This is a genomic window from Amycolatopsis sp. H20-H5 (genome assembly GCF_035828755.1).
Lineage (GTDB): Bacteria > Actinomycetota > Actinomycetes > Mycobacteriales > Pseudonocardiaceae > Amycolatopsis.
Window position 1 is genome coordinate 48060 of sequence record NZ_JAYMZS010000027.1, and the last position, 13450, is coordinate 61509.

A 13450-nucleotide genomic window follows, 5' to 3' on the forward strand; every position below is an offset into this window, starting at 1 on the left:
GTCAGGCCCCCGGGTTCCGCACGGGCAAGCCGGGGCCGCCCTGCGCCAGTTCCCTGGTCAGCGGCGCCTGCTGGTAGAACCGGGCGTGCAGCCGCGCGACCGTGCCGTCGGCGATGGCCTTGGTCAGCCCGTCGTTGAGCTTGGCGAGGAGGTCCTTGTTGTCCTTGCGCACGGCGTACGCGGACGGGGTGTCCTTGTCCTCGGCGGTGTACCCGAACTCCAGCGCGATCGCCGGGTTCTGGTCGAGGTACTTCTGCCCGATGTCCTTCGGCACCACCCAGCCGTCGAGCGTGCCGTTCTTCAGCTGGGCGAAGCCCGCGTTGTAGTCCGGGAAACGGACGACGTCGGCGCCCGCGATCCGCCCGGCGAAGTCGTCCTGCACGGAGGCCTGGACGACGCCGAGCCGCTTGCCGCCCAGCCCGGCCAGGTCGGTGAGGTGTGCGCCCTTCTTGCCGACGATGGTGGTGAAGCCGGTGTCGTAGCCATTGCTGAAGGCGACGGTCTTCTTGCGGGCCTCGGTGGTGGAGATCGTGGAGCTGCCGATGTCGAACTGCCCGTTCGCGACGGCGGCGAGCAGACTGGCGAACTCGGTGCCGACGAACTCGACCTCGAAGCCCTCCCTCTTCGCGATGTCGCGCAGGAGCTCGTTGTCGTAGCCGGTGAAGGTGCCGTTCTCGAGGTAGATCGACGGCGGCGCGTCACTCAGGGTGCCGACGCGCAGGGTTTTGCCCGCCGCGTCGCCGGTGGAGGAGCCGCAGGCAGCCATGGCGAGGGTGACCGTGGCGGCGGTGACGACGGCGGCAATTTTCGACAGCGTGGATCTCATCGCTTCTTCCGTGGTTAGAGCGCGCCGAGAGCGCGATACAAGCACGCCAGGCTGCGGAAAGGCGGCCTGGCGCTCCGGGTTCAGCGATCGACAGTAGACATTTCGCCCGATCGAGTAATCCCGTCCCACGGTGTGAACCACCTGCTGAGACCCCGCCCACAGAACAGCTGAAGGTCGCCTTCAGTGCGTTGAGCGTGCTGAAGGTCGCCCTTGGTGCACTGAACGCACCAAGGGCGACCTTCAGCTGACTCCTAGAGAATCGGCTGCGGCGAGTACTGCGCGGCCTCCGGGAAACGCTCGAGCACGGCCTCGACGCGCTTCGCGACGGCGTCGACCTGGCGCGGCGCGACACCGGTGAACGAGATCCGGTCGGCGAGCAGTTTGTCGAGCTCACCGCGGTCGAGCGGGATGCGCTCGTCGGCGGCGAGCCGGTCGAGCAGGTCGTTCTCGACGAGACCCTGCTCACGCAGCGCGAGCGCGGCGGCGACGGCGTTCTCCTTGATCGCCTCGTGCGCGGTCTCCCGGCCGACCCCGGCCCGGACCGCGGCCATGAGCACCTTGGTCGTCGACAGGAACGGCAGGTAGCGGTCGAGCTCACGCGCGACGACAGCCGGGAACGCGCCGAACTCGGTGAGCACGGTGAGGAACGTCTCGAGCAGGCCGTCGAGCGCGAAGAACGCGTCCGGCAGGGCCACCCGGCGGACGACGGAATCGGAGACGTCGCCCTCGTTCCACTGGTCACCGGCCAGCTCGCCGATCATCGACAGGTAGCCGCGCAGCACCACGGCGAGCCCGTTGACCCGCTCGCAGGACCGCGTGTTCATCTTGTGCGGCATGGCCGACGAGCCGACCTGGCCGGGCTTGAAGCCCTCGGTGACCAGCTCGTTGCCCGCCATCAGCCGGATGGTCTTGGCCAGGCTCGACGGCGCCGCGGCCAGCTGGACCAGCGCGGACACGACGTCGAAGTCGAGCGAGCGCGGGTACACCTGGCCGACGCTGGTGAACACCCGCTCGAAGCCGAGGTGCGCGGCGACGCGCGACTCCAGTTCGTCCAAAGTGGACTCATCGCCGAGCAGGTCGAGCATGTCCTGCGCGGTGCCGACCGGACCCTTGATGCCGCGCAGCGGGTACCGGCCGATCAGGTCGTCGAGCCGCTCGAACGCGACCAGCAGCTCGTCGGCGCCGGTGGCGAACCGCTTGCCCAGCGTGGTCGCCTGCGCGGCGACGTTGTGCGAACGCCCGGCCATCACCAGGTCGGAGTGCTCGACGGCCAGCCCGGCCAGCTTCGCCAGCACGGCGCCGACGCGGCTGCGCATCAGCTCCAGCGACCGCAGGATCTGCAGCTGCTCGACGTTCTCGGTGAGGTCACGCGAGGTCATGCCCTTGTGCACGTGCTCGTGCCCGGCGAGCGCGTTGAACTCCTCGATCCGCGCCTTGACGTCGTGCCGCGTGACCCGCTCGCGCGCGGCGATCGACGCGAGGTCGACCTGCCCGATCACGCGCTCGTAGTCCGCGACGACCCCCTCCGGAACCTCGACACCCAGGTCGGCCTGCGCGCGAAGCACGGCGAGCCACAGCTCACGCTCCAGCACGACCTTGTGCTCCGGCGACCAGAGCGAAACCAGCTCCGGTGAGGCGTAGCGGCCGGCGAGCACGTTGGGAATGCGAGGCTTGTCAGTCACGCAGGTCAAGATACCGGTGCGGGCCCGGCTCAGCTCAGAGCGGTGCGGAGCATCCGGGCCGCGGCGGCGCGCGGCTCGGGGTCGACCTCGATCAGCGCGCTGACCACCGCGCCGTCGACGAGGGCGACCAGCCGTTGCAGCTCGGCGGCGTCGACCGGGGCGCCGGAACGGGCGAAGATCTCGTGCAGGAGTTCGTAGAGCCGGACGGACAGCGTGCGCATCAGCGGCCGCAGGTACTTGCGCCTGCCGGTGGCGACCAGGCGCTCGTACCGCAGGAGCACGGCCTCGGCATCGGCCTCCCGATCCGCGCGGACCGGGCCGAGCAGCATGTCCAGCACCAGGTCGACCGTGGCGAGCACGCCCCGGTTCCGGGTCGCGAGCTCTTCGAGACGATGCCTGCCGTTGACGAGCTCCTGCTCGGAATGGTGCTCCACCGCCGCGGTGACCAGCTCTTCGAGGGAGTCGAAGTAGTACGTGGTCGACGCCAGTGGCAGCCCCGCGCGCTCCGCGACCGCACGATGGCGCACGGCGTCGAACCCGCCCTCGACCAGCAGGGCCGAAGCGGCCTCTATGAGCTCGGCGCGGCGGCGCTCACCTTTGGGTGTGCTCGCTGCGGCGGTCATGAGGGGATATTTTGCCAGGTGGACGTCACGGGAGTGGGATGAGGGTTTTGGGTTGCGTCCTGAGGTGCGGTGAGAAGCCTGTGTTTTTTGGCCGGCGCGCTCACCAACTCGCGCCGCCAGGTCGCCCCTGGCCATGTACGAAAGTGCGGGTTTTGTTTGCAGGGGGGCGACCTGCCGTCGCGAGTTGGTCGGCCCTGGCGGGCCTGAAAGAGGGCACGCGGCGGTGAAGTCTCCACTCGCAGAGCTCGCGGAGACCCTGTGGTCCCGGACCACAGCGGTGGTGGGGTTTTGTGGTGCGTGTCGGGGGCGAGTGTGTGCGAGTACTCGACTGTCCCTGAAGGCCACCATGACGGCGTTTAACGCCGTCATGGTGGCCTTCAGGGACAGTTTGGTGGTTAGAAGCGGGGGGCTAGGGCTTGAGCGATGGGGGCGAGTTTTTCGGCGAACGGGGCTGTTGCCGAGCCGGGGTCCGGGGTGCTCTGGATCTGGAGCATTCCGCCGTTCGGAGTGGCCGACGACGAGCTCGCGGTGCCTCGGGGCGGGGGCTTGAACGGGACTGAGGCGCCCGGTTTGAACAGAGTGATGTCCATCGTTCCGCCGGGGACCGGGAACCCGGCGGTGCGGGCGCCCGTCGAACACGCGCGGCCGGGGCCGGGGACGGTCACGGCCGTGGAGACGGGGACCGGGAGCTCGCCAGCGAGGGCTGTGGCGAGCTCCCGGTCGCCCTTTTCGCACCCGGAGGCGCCTTCGGCCCGAGGGCCGGTCTTCCCGGTCTCGTCACCCCCCTGCTGAGGCGGCGTGGCCGGGAAGCCTGTGTCCTGAGGACGTCCGGCACCGGTGCCGGGTTGCTCGCCCTGGACGCTGAATGGGGCACCGGCAGGCGCCGCCGCCGTACTCAGGTCGCCGCCGCTCGTCCCGCTGATCGCGGTCGCGACGCCGACACCGCCCAGTACCAGCACGAACGCGCTGCAAGCCAGGATGACGCGGTTGCGGCTGCGCTGCGTCGCCCGTTTCGACGCCGTGAGGACGTCACCCTTGCCGAAGGTCGCCGCGGGCGGCTCGCCGGGGAGATCCGCGAACAACGACTCGAGCTCACGCTCGTCCATCATTGGTCTCCACCTCCTTCTCCAGCACCTGCTTCAAGTTCGCCAGCCCTCGGGCGGTCTGGCTCTTCACGTTTCCTTCGCTGCAGCCCAGCACCTTCGCCGCGCCGCCGACGTCGAGACCTTCGAAGTACCTCAGCACCAGGACCGCTCGCTGCTTCGGGGGCACCTCACGCAACGCGGCCAGCAGGTCTTCCCTGGTCGCGACGCGGTCGTCGAGCCCGAGGCCGTCCACCGGCGGTTCCGGCAGCTCTTCGGTCTGCCGTTCGCGGCGCCACGGCCGGCGGGACTCGTCGATCGAGGCCCGCACGAGGGTCTTGCGCACGTACGCGTCGGTCGCCCCACGATCCCTGATCTTGGTCCACCTCCGGTGCAGTGCCACGAACGCCGTCTGCGCGAGGTCGTCGGCCTGGTGCCAGTCGCCGCACAGCATGTACGCGGTGCGGCGCACGGCGTCCCGCCTGGCGGCGAAGTACTCCGCGAACTCCTGCTCGTCGCGCTGGTCCACGCGCTTGGGTTCTCCGCTCTTGCTTCGTCCGTGGGTGAAGACGGAACCGGGGGCGTCCACGGTTGCATGACCGCGTAATCCAGACCAGCCCGGAAGGCGTTTGATCGAAACCACGAAGGTGTGATGTGATCTTACTGTGACCTTGCAACCGCTCCCGCTCCTGGATTTCCGCTCCGACACGGTCACCCGGCCGGACGAGACCATGCGGCGGGCCATGGCCGCCGCCGAGGTCGCGGACAACGTGATCGACGTCGATCCGACGATCGCCGAACTCGAGGTCAGTGCCGCGAAGGTGCTCGGCATGCCCGCCGCGCTCTGGACGCCCAGCGGCACGATGGCCAACCTCATCGCGCTCAGCGTCCACCTCGACCGCGGCGACAGGTTCCTCGCGACGCGCGGCGCGCACGTGCTCAACAACGAACTCGGCTCGGCCGCCTGGCTCGCCGGCGGCATGCCCGACATCCTCGAGCACGACGCCGGACCGGGCCGCCCGACGCCGGACACCCTGGCCGCCGCCATCGGGAGCGCCGCGGGCCCCTACTACGCACTGCGCACGACGTTGCTGTGCCTGGAAAACACGCACAACGCCGCCGGTGGCGCGGTCACCCCGCCGCACGAGCACGCGCAACTGCTGGCGGTCGCCAAGGACGCCGGGCTGAAGGTGCACCTCGACGGCGCCCGGATCTGGCACGCGGCCGTCGCGCTGGGCGTGCCGGTCGCCGCGCTGACCGTCGGCGTGGACACCGTCTCCGCCTGCTTCAGCAAGGGGCTCGGCGCGCCGGTCGGCTCGGTCGTGGCTGGCAGCGCCGCCTTCGTCGAGCAGGCCAGGCGGACGCGCCAGATGCTCGGCGGCGGCGTCCGGCAGGGCGGCGTGCTGGCCGCGGCCTGCCTGGTGGCCCTCGATCGGGTGAACGACCTTGCGGACTCGCATGAAAACGCCCGGCGGCTGGCAGACGGGCTGGTCGAGCACGGCTGGGAAGCGGCGACGCCGGACACCAACATCGTGCTGGTCAGGGTCCCGGACGTGCCGTCGACGCTGGACTGGCTCGGTTCGCTGGGCATCCAGGCGCTGCCGATGGCTGGCAAGGTCCGGTTCGTCACCCACCGGGACCTGTCCGCGACCGACATCGAAGAGACGCTGGGCCGGATCAAGACGGGAGCGCGCGCGTGAACTGGATCGTGTTCGACTACGGCGAGGTGCTCTGCGAGCGCACCGCCGCGCTGCCGAAACTCGCCGCGGCCCTTGGCGTCGAGCCCGGCGCGTTCGAGCCCGAGTATTGGAAGCACCGCGACCGCTACGACCGGGGCGCGGCCGACCTCGACTACTGGCAGGCGATCGGGCACGGGCTGGGCGTCACGGTCGACGACGCGCTGGCGCAGGAGCTGACCGCGCTCGACATCGAGGGCTGGTCGCACACCGAACCCGCGTCGATGGAACTGCTCTCGGCGCTGCACGAGGCCGGGGCGGCGCTCGCGCTGCTGTCCAACGCGCCTTCGTCGTTCGGCCGGTGGGTCGAGCGGCAGGAGTGGGCGAAGTTGTTCCGCACCACGGTGTTCTCCGCCGACCTTGGCTGTGCCAAGCCGGACGCCGAGATCTTCACCTCGCTGCTCGCGAAACTCGGGGCGGCACCACCGGACTGCCTGTTCTTCGACGACCGTCAGTCCAATGTGGATGGTGCACGAGCGGTGGGCCTGCGCGCGGAACGCTGGCTCGGCGTGGAAGCGGCGCGAGCGGGACTGGACGAACAGCGATAATTCGGACATTGCTCACCCGGACGGCATGTCCGATTACCCGTGGTGAGCGCGGTGGCATAAACTCAATCATCGTGTCCCTCGATTTCGACCGGCCTAGCATCGCCAGGATCTTCGACGCGCTGGTCGGCGGTCGTGACCACGACGAGGCCGACCACGAGGCGCTCGGCCGCATACTGGCGCGCGCTCCCGAGGCGCTGGAAATGGCTCGGGAGCTGCGGCACTGGCTGACCCGCACGGTGCGCTACCTGGCCGACCGCGCCGGCGTCGACCAGTTCCTCGACCTCGGCTCCGGCTTCCCCACCGCCGAGAACACGCACCAGGTCGCGCGGCGGTACAACCCCGAAGCCCAGGTCGTCTACGTCGACAGCGAGCCGGACGCGCGGGCGCTGCTCGAAGAGAACGACTTCACGCACCTCTCGGGCAGCGACCTCACCGATCCGGCCGCCACCCTGGCCGACCCGGCGCTGGCACGGCACCTGGACTTCACCCGCCCGATCGGGCTGATCCTGTGCTCGATCATCCACCACATCGACGATGTCGAGCAGGCACGGGAAACCGTGCGCGGCTACGTCGACGCCATGGCGCCGGGCTCGTATCTAGTGCTGGCGCACCAGTTCGACCCCGCAGACGACAGCGAAGTCGCGGCTTCACCGGAGGAACGCTTCGGCGGAACCGGGCTCGACACGCTGCACCGCACCCGCGAAGAGATCGAGTCCTTCTTCGAAGGCTTGGACTACGTGGAGCCCGGCCTCACCTTCCCCCATTTGTGGTGGCCCGACGGACCGCGCTTCACCCCGCTCTCGACCGCGAACTTCACGACGCTGGGCGGGGTGGCGCACATCAACTAGGCCTACTGGCGCAGCCGCTTCGGGTCGCTCTTGCCCTTGATCGCGCCATAGGCCGCGGTCCCGAGGAACACGGCGCCACCGATGATCGCGATCCAGATGACGGCCTTGAAAACGAAGCCGATCACCGCACCGAGCACCATGAACGCCACCCAGGCAACGACGAGCGCGCCGACGATCTTCCAGAACATGGCTTCCTCCGATAACGTTCCCGTGCCGAGGTGGCCCGGTGATCCCAGACTGCCACCCTCGCCGCGAAAACTCTTGTGTTCAGGCCAACGTTCAGGGTGATATCCGGGTTCCCCCCTACTGCGCCCGTGCCAGCCAGTCCCCCAGCCGCCGCACGCCCTCCTCGAGGTCCGCACGCGCCCCGGCGAACGAGAAACGCACGAACCGGCCGCCGTCGACCGGGTCGAAGTCGACCCCGGGCGCGATCGCGACGCCGGTTTCGGCGAGCAGCCGCTGGCACCAGCTGAGGCTGTCGGAGGTGTACGCCGAGACGTCGGCGTAGGCGTAGAAGGCGCCATCGGCGGGCGCGAGCTTGTCGAGCCCGATGCCCCGCAGGCCGCTGAACAGCACGTCGCGGTTGGCCCGGTAGTGCTCGACGTGCCGGTCGGCCTCGGCGTACGACTCGGGGGTGAACGCGGCGACCCCGGCGTGCTGGGACAGCGCGGGCGGGCAGATGGTGAAGTTGCCGGTCAGCACGTCCACGGCCCGGTGCAGGCGCTGCGGCGCCAGCAGCCAGCCGAGCCGCCAGCCGGTCATCGCGAAGTACTTCGAGAACGAACCGAGCACCAGCGCCTCGCGGGAGTACTGCCAGGCGCAGTCGAGCTCGGCGCCATAGGAGATGCCGTGGTAGATCTCGTCGCTGATCAGCTGGACGCCGCGGGTGGCGCACCAGCCGCTGATCGCGGCGAGCTCGCCGGGCGGCAGCACGGTGCCGGTGGGATTGCTCGGGCTGGCCACGATGAGCCCCTTGAGCGGGCCCAGTTCGTCGAGCAGCGCGACCGTGGGCTGGAAGTTCGTCGCCTCGCCGGTGGCGAACTCGACGACCTCGCACCCGAGCACGGACAGCAGGTTGCGGTACGCGGGATAGCCCGGCCGCGCCATCGCGACCCGGTCACCCGGCTCGAACGCGCTGAGGAACGACAACAGGAACCCGCCGGACGAGCCGGTCGTCATCACGACCTCCTGCGGGCTGACGTCGAGCCCGTAGCGGCGGCCGTAGTGCCCTGCGACGGCTTCACGCAGCTCGGGGATGCCGAGCTGCTCGGTGTAGCCGAGGTTGAGGTCCTTCAGGGCGCGCTCCGCCGCCTCGCGCACCGGCGCGGGAGCGGGCACGGACGGCTGCCCGGCGGCGAGCGAGACGAGGTCGCCGTGGCTGCGCTGGCGGGCCTGGGCAGCGGAGAGCACGTCCATGACGTGGAACGGCGGGACGGCCGCCCTGCTCGCGGGCCCGGCGAAACTACCGATGTCGACCATCCGGCCAGGCTAACTTCTGTGCTTCGCGACCAGTACCGCGAAGCCGTCCAGGAGGCGTTGGAGACCGAACTCGAACAGCGTGTCGAGGGTGAAGTCGAACTCGCCCGCGGCGGTGACGCCCACGAAATGCGGGTAGCGGCCGGACTCGACTACGGCCCGGAGCGCGGGCTCGTGCACGGCCAGCCACTCCTCGTCGGAGCGCGCGGTGCCGACCTGGGCCTCGGCCTCCCATTCGAAGTTGAGCGCGGTGGCGCGGACGTGGTTGAACACGGTGATGTGCGCGTAGAGCATGGTCGAGGACGCGAGCCCGAGCCCGTCCAGCGCGCGCAACGCCCACTCCGCGTGCAGGAGCAGGTTGGGCAGCGGCTGCGGGCGGGTCACCGAGAGCACCTGGGCGAGCCACGGGTGCTGCCGGAACAACGCCCACTGGAGCCGGGCCATCAGCTCGAGCTGCGCGCGCCAGGTCACCGGCGGGCGGGCCGGGAACTCCACCTCACCGAGCACCACGTCGGCCATCGCGAGGACGAGCTCGTCCTTGGCCTCGACGTGCCGGTACAACGCCATCGTCGCGACGCCCAGCCCCGAGGCGACCCGCCGCATCGACAGCGCGGCGATGCCCTCGGCGTCGGCGATCCGGACGGCCGCGCGCACGACGCGTTCGCGAGACAGCTCGGTCTCGCGCCGGTGCGGGCCGACCTTGGTGACGACCGTGCCCGAGCCGGGTTTGGCCGTCACCAGGCCCTCGTGACGCAGGGTGGTGAGCACCTTGGTCGCGGTCGCCATCGCGACTCCCCAGTCACGCGTGATCTGTCGCGTCGACGGCACCCGCGCGCCCGGCGGGAGCTCGCCCGAGGTGATGCGACGCCGGATCTCGGCAACGATCCTCAGGTAGGGCGCTTCCATCTTCGACTTCCTGACCGCACTAGTACGCTTGAAGTTTTTTTGCTGCTGGTGATCCTAGTTGATTACCTCGTACGCAGAGCACTGATACGACGTACACAGAGGGGTTCCCATGACCAGCATCCTGATCTCGGGCGGCGGTATCGCCGGGACGGCGGCGGCGTACTGGCTGCATCAGCACGGCTTCAAGACGACGGTGGTCGAGCGTGCGCCTGCACCTCGCGCCGGTGGCCAGGCGATCGATATCCGTGGCACGGCGCTGACCGTCGTGGAGCGGATGGGCCTCCTGCCGCGGGTCCACGGGGCGGCGACCGAGATGCGCGGGATGTCGTTCGTCAACGCCCGCGGCCGGAAACTGGCGAGCGTCACCGAGCACACGCTCACCGGCGGTCTGACCGGCGGCGAGGACGTCGAGATCCTCCGCGACGACCTCAACGACATCCTGTACGACGCCACGAGCGAAGACGTCGAGTACGTGTTCGGCGACTGGATCACCGGACTCGACCAGCACGAGACCGGGGTGCGCGTGACGTTCGCCAAGGGCGAACCGCGCGAGTTCGACCTGGTCGTCGGCTCGGACGGGCTCCACTCCGGGGTGCGCGCGCTGACCTTCGGCCCCGAGTCGCGGTTCCTCCACCACCTCGGCACCTACGTGGCGGTGTTCACCACCGAGAACTTCCTCGACCTCGATCATTGGCAGACGTTCCACATGACGCCCGGCCGGATGTCGGGCCTGTACAGCGCGCGGGACAACACTGAGGCGCGGGCGATTCTCGGCTTCACCTCGGCGCCGCTGGACTACGACCGCCACGACCTCGCCCAGCAGCGCGAACTGATCGCCGACGTGTTCGCGGGCCACGGCTGGGAGGCCTCGCGGCTGATCGAGGCCATGGACTCGGCGCCGGACTTCTACTTCGACTCGGCCGCCCAGATCCGGCTGGACCGCTGGAGCGAAGGCCGCGTCGTCGCTACTGTCGGGCATGGGCACGAGCCAGGCGCTCGTCGGCGCGTACGTCCTGGCCGGTGAGCTGAAAGCCGCCGCGGGCGACCATCGGACGGCGTTCGCGCGCTACGAGCGGGAGCTGCGGCCGTACGTCGAGGGGTGCCAGAAACTGGCGATGACCAACCAGCCGAAGCAGACGCGGTTCGCGCAGTGGTCGATGGTCCAGGGCATGCGCCTGCTGCCCCACCTGCCGTTCAAGCGACGGCTGCTCGCCGCGGGCACCCGCCCGATGACCGAGGCCGCGAACGCCGTGACCCTGCGGGCCTGCTGAATGCCCCTGAAGGCCACCATCACGGCGTCTGACGCCGTGATGGTGGCCTTCAGGGGCAATCGAATCGGGTCGTGAGGGGCTAGTAGCCCTGGTAGCCACCGCCGTGGGCCATGGCCTTGAGGCCTGGGTGGCCGTCGAAGCCGCCGTAGCGGGAGAACGTGTAGCGGACTCCGGCGATGATGTTGTCCACCGGGTTGTAGATGTTGTCGTGGCCCGGGAGCTTGTACGAGTTGAAGGTCGGGTCGATGCACTGCATCAGGCCCTTCGACGGGGTGCCCTTCGCCGCGTTGGAGTCCCAGTTGTTGATGGCGTTGGGATTGCCGCCGGACTCCTTCTCGATGATCGTCCAGATCTTGCTGATGTCGGCGTCGGTGACCGGGATCCCCGCCGCCTGCAGGGCCTTGATGGCTTCCTGGATCCACCCCTGGACGTTGCCCGGCGGCGTCGTCGAGGGCGGGCCGCCGCTCGCCCCGAGGCCGCCGCCCCCACCACCGCCGCCCCCGCCGCCACCGTGGTGGATGCCGCCGGTGCTCTGCGGTGCGGTGCCGCCCTTTCCGGGGTGCGGGACCGACGAATACCCGTCGGGAACCTGGGTCTTCATCAGCTTCTGGGAGTCGTCGATCATCGTGTTGGCCGAGGTGACGTGGCCCTGCAGAGTCGAGTTGGCGGTCGTCGTGATCCCGTTGATCTCGGTCTTGCAGTCCTGGATGATCTTGTCCGCGCTCGGGCTCGGCGCGGGCTTGTGGTCTTTCTCGGCCTGAGTGGCCGCGGTGCGCGCGGCGTCGGCAGCCTTCTGCGCCGCCGCGTTCTTGGTGTTGACGCTGGTTTCCGCGGCCTTGAACGCGTCGTCGGCCTTCTTCTTCGCCTCGAACAGATTGGTCTGCAGGGACGCGAGGTCGTCGCCCACCTGGGTGAGGTGCCCCTCGACCCTGGTTCCCGCGGTGGTCAGGGACTTCACGTAGGCGACGAACGAATCGGCGGACGGGCCGCTCCAGACCCCGCCGTCCAGCGCTTTCGTGGCGTTCGACATCGCCGTGCGGTGGTCACCGGCGTCCTTCGCGGCGCCGTGGAACTGGTCCGCGGCCGCCTGGATGGCACCCAGGTTGATCTTGGCGATCTGGTCGTTCTTCGCGACCAGGTCCCCCCAGCCGTCCGGCGTCCCCGCGCCGACCGCGTTCAATCCCACAGCCGTGTCCCCTCGTTCTCAGGCCCCCAGGCCTCCCCGTCAAAGCTGGTCATTGCCCGGGCTCGTGCACGGTGACGTCGCTCTTGGCCACCTGATCCGTCTCCACGATCAACCCCGCGGCCTTGCGCATCGCGTAGGCCATCGCCTCCATGTGCGAGCCCGCGGCGTCGAACTCCTTGTGCACACCCTGTTTGAACTCACCGGCCGCACCGTGCGCGTCCTGCGCGCCGGCGAGCCCACCGAAGGGGCTTTCCTTCTCGTGGTCCATGCCCGTGACCTTGGCCTTGGACTTCTCGAACTCTTCCTTCAGCTTCTCCACTTGCCCAGCGGCGATGGCCATCGAGTCCGGGTCATACACAGGCACGTTCGTCATCCCCTTCGCGAAACTTGCGTCCGCCCGGTCAGACGCGGTCATGACCAGGACGGTTCCCGCGCCTACTCTAAGACTTCGAACACCGGCGGTGGGTGATTACCGGCCAACTCCACCCCGGTCAGGTTTCGTCGATCAGTTCCTCGACGCGCTGGACCAGCAGGGCGTTGTCGGCGGGAGCGACCGTGGCCCAGTCGCGGCCGTCGGAGTTACGGTTGATCTGGAACAGGTAGCGGCCCGCGTCGGTGTCGTAGAACGCGATCACCCGGCCGGCGCGGCGCAGCGTGCCGTCGCGGCCGACGCGCTCGACGCCGAACTGGCCGCGGGCCTCCTGGCCCAGCAGCATGCCGGAGAGTTCCTGGGCCTGCCACAGCGGGACACGGTGGTCCTCCAAGGCGGTGACCAGCGCTTTCGGGTCGCCCTGGGCCGCGGCGTCCGCTGAGCGCAGAACCTCGTGGGGCACGCTGATCGACTGGCCGACGCCAGGGCCCAGCTCCCCCGCCACCGAAACCGCGGCCTCGGCGAGCGAACTGGAGCGGGCGGGGATGAGCCACATCTCGCCGGCGTCGATCACGCCGAGCATCGCCTGGCTGCCGACGCTGACGGCCTGGGCGCGGATCTCGCGATCCATCCAGAGCCAGCAGTCGATCGAGACCTTGGGGTGCGCGAACAGGTTCAGCATGTCGACCAGCTCGCTCGACGCCTGCCGCCCGCGGGCCAGGCCGCGCGCGGCCAGTGAGGACCAGGCCTGCTCGATCAACGAGGCGCGCTCGGTGTGGGTGGTGCCTGGGCTGGGGACGTCGAGCGCGACGTGGCGCGGGGGCAGCCGTTCGGCCTCCCACAGCATGTCGAATTCCATGGTGGACAGCACAATGCTGCCGTTGTCATTCGGCACG

The 13450-nt window shown here is 69.6% G+C and carries 16 protein-coding genes; 5 read left to right on the forward strand and 11 right to left on the reverse strand.

The features are described from left to right. Position 1: 1 nt before the first annotated feature. The 5 genes from QMK34_RS17445 to QMK34_RS17465 all read right to left on the reverse strand — a co-directional run bounded on the left by QMK34_RS17445 (position 2) and on the right by QMK34_RS17465 (position 4742). Complete coding sequence (locus tag QMK34_RS17445; RefSeq protein ID WP_326415075.1) at positions 2-826, reverse strand: ABC transporter substrate-binding protein; 825 nt, start codon at positions 824-826, stop codon at positions 2-4. Between the two features lie 251 nt (positions 827-1077). Beyond that, complete coding sequence (purB, locus tag QMK34_RS17450; RefSeq protein WP_326415076.1) at positions 1078-2508, reverse strand: adenylosuccinate lyase; 1431 nt, start codon at positions 2506-2508, stop codon at positions 1078-1080. Positions 2509-2537: 29 nt separating this feature from the next. Then, complete coding sequence (locus QMK34_RS17455; RefSeq protein ID WP_326415077.1) at positions 2538-3131, reverse strand: TetR/AcrR family transcriptional regulator; 594 nt, start codon at positions 3129-3131, stop codon at positions 2538-2540. Positions 3132-3526: 395 nt separating this feature from the next. Further along, a complete protein-coding gene (locus QMK34_RS17460) occupies positions 3527-4237 on the reverse strand; it encodes a hypothetical protein (RefSeq protein WP_326415078.1) in 711 nt (236 codons plus the stop codon). Beyond that, positions 4224-4742: a SigE family RNA polymerase sigma factor gene (locus QMK34_RS17465; RefSeq protein WP_326415079.1), complete on the reverse strand. Its 519-nt coding sequence runs from the start codon at positions 4740-4742 to the stop codon at positions 4224-4226. Before QMK34_RS17465 ends, QMK34_RS17460 begins: the two co-directional genes overlap by 14 nt. A 136-nt stretch (positions 4743-4878) precedes the next feature. Here QMK34_RS17465 and QMK34_RS17470 point away from each other — a divergent pair, with 136 nt between their 5' ends. From QMK34_RS17470 to QMK34_RS17480, 3 genes are read left to right on the forward strand one after another with little or no spacing between them, the layout of a single operon-like run. Next, positions 4879-5913: a threonine aldolase family protein gene (locus tag QMK34_RS17470; protein WP_326415080.1), complete on the forward strand. Its 1035-nt coding sequence runs from the start codon at positions 4879-4881 to the stop codon at positions 5911-5913. Beyond that, positions 5910-6497, forward strand: coding sequence for an HAD family hydrolase (locus tag QMK34_RS17475; protein ID WP_326415081.1), 588 nt, complete (start codon positions 5910-5912; stop codon positions 6495-6497). The genes QMK34_RS17470 and QMK34_RS17475 overlap by 4 nt, the downstream gene beginning before the upstream one ends. 32 nt (positions 6498-6529) lie before the next feature. After that, positions 6530-7345 (forward strand): SAM-dependent methyltransferase, encoded by an 816-nt coding sequence (locus QMK34_RS17480; RefSeq protein ID WP_442785165.1) that lies wholly within the window; start codon positions 6530-6532, stop codon positions 7343-7345. A gap of 2 nt (positions 7346-7347) precedes the next feature. On the opposite strand, the gene QMK34_RS17485 is transcribed toward QMK34_RS17480, so the two are convergent. The 3 genes from QMK34_RS17485 to QMK34_RS17495 all read right to left on the reverse strand — a co-directional run bounded on the left by QMK34_RS17485 (position 7348) and on the right by QMK34_RS17495 (position 9727). Further along, a complete protein-coding gene (locus tag QMK34_RS17485; protein ID WP_326415083.1) occupies positions 7348-7533 on the reverse strand; it encodes a hypothetical protein in 186 nt (61 codons plus the stop codon). 115 nt (positions 7534-7648) lie between these two features. After that, positions 7649-8824, reverse strand: a complete 1176-nt coding sequence (locus QMK34_RS17490; protein ID WP_326415084.1) for a pyridoxal phosphate-dependent aminotransferase — start codon at positions 8822-8824, stop codon at positions 7649-7651. A 9-nt stretch (positions 8825-8833) separates the two neighbouring features. Then, positions 8834-9727, reverse strand: coding sequence for a TetR/AcrR family transcriptional regulator C-terminal domain-containing protein (locus QMK34_RS17495; RefSeq protein ID WP_326415085.1), 894 nt, complete (start codon positions 9725-9727; stop codon positions 8834-8836). 109 nt (positions 9728-9836) lie between these two features. Between QMK34_RS17495 and QMK34_RS17500 the strand changes: the two genes are divergently transcribed. Both QMK34_RS17500 and QMK34_RS17505 read left to right on the forward strand, forming a co-directional pair. Beyond that, complete coding sequence (locus tag QMK34_RS17500; RefSeq protein WP_326415086.1) at positions 9837-10751, forward strand: FAD-dependent monooxygenase; 915 nt, start codon at positions 9837-9839, stop codon at positions 10749-10751. Continuing rightward, entirely contained in the window at positions 10705-10998 is a 294-nt protein-coding gene (locus tag QMK34_RS17505) for a hypothetical protein (RefSeq protein ID WP_326415087.1), read from the forward strand. Before QMK34_RS17500 ends, QMK34_RS17505 begins: the two co-directional genes overlap by 47 nt. Positions 10999-11077: 79 nt before the next feature. Here the strand turns inward: QMK34_RS17505 and QMK34_RS17510 are convergent, their stop codons facing one another. From QMK34_RS17510 to QMK34_RS17520, 3 genes are all read right to left on the reverse strand, one after another. Beyond that, positions 11078-12184 carry a transglycosylase SLT domain-containing protein gene (locus QMK34_RS17510; protein ID WP_326415088.1) on the reverse strand — a complete coding sequence of 369 codons (1107 nt, stop codon included), beginning with the start codon at positions 12182-12184 and terminating at the stop codon, positions 11078-11080. A 49-nt stretch (positions 12185-12233) separates the two neighbouring features. Next, positions 12234-12599 (reverse strand): hypothetical protein, encoded by a 366-nt coding sequence (locus QMK34_RS17515; protein WP_442785163.1) that lies wholly within the window; start codon positions 12597-12599, stop codon positions 12234-12236. A gap of 76 nt (positions 12600-12675) precedes the next feature. Beyond that, positions 12676-13449, reverse strand: a complete 774-nt coding sequence (locus QMK34_RS17520; RefSeq protein WP_326415089.1) for an ESX secretion-associated protein EspG — start codon at positions 13447-13449, stop codon at positions 12676-12678. Position 13450 lies beyond the last annotated feature (1 nt).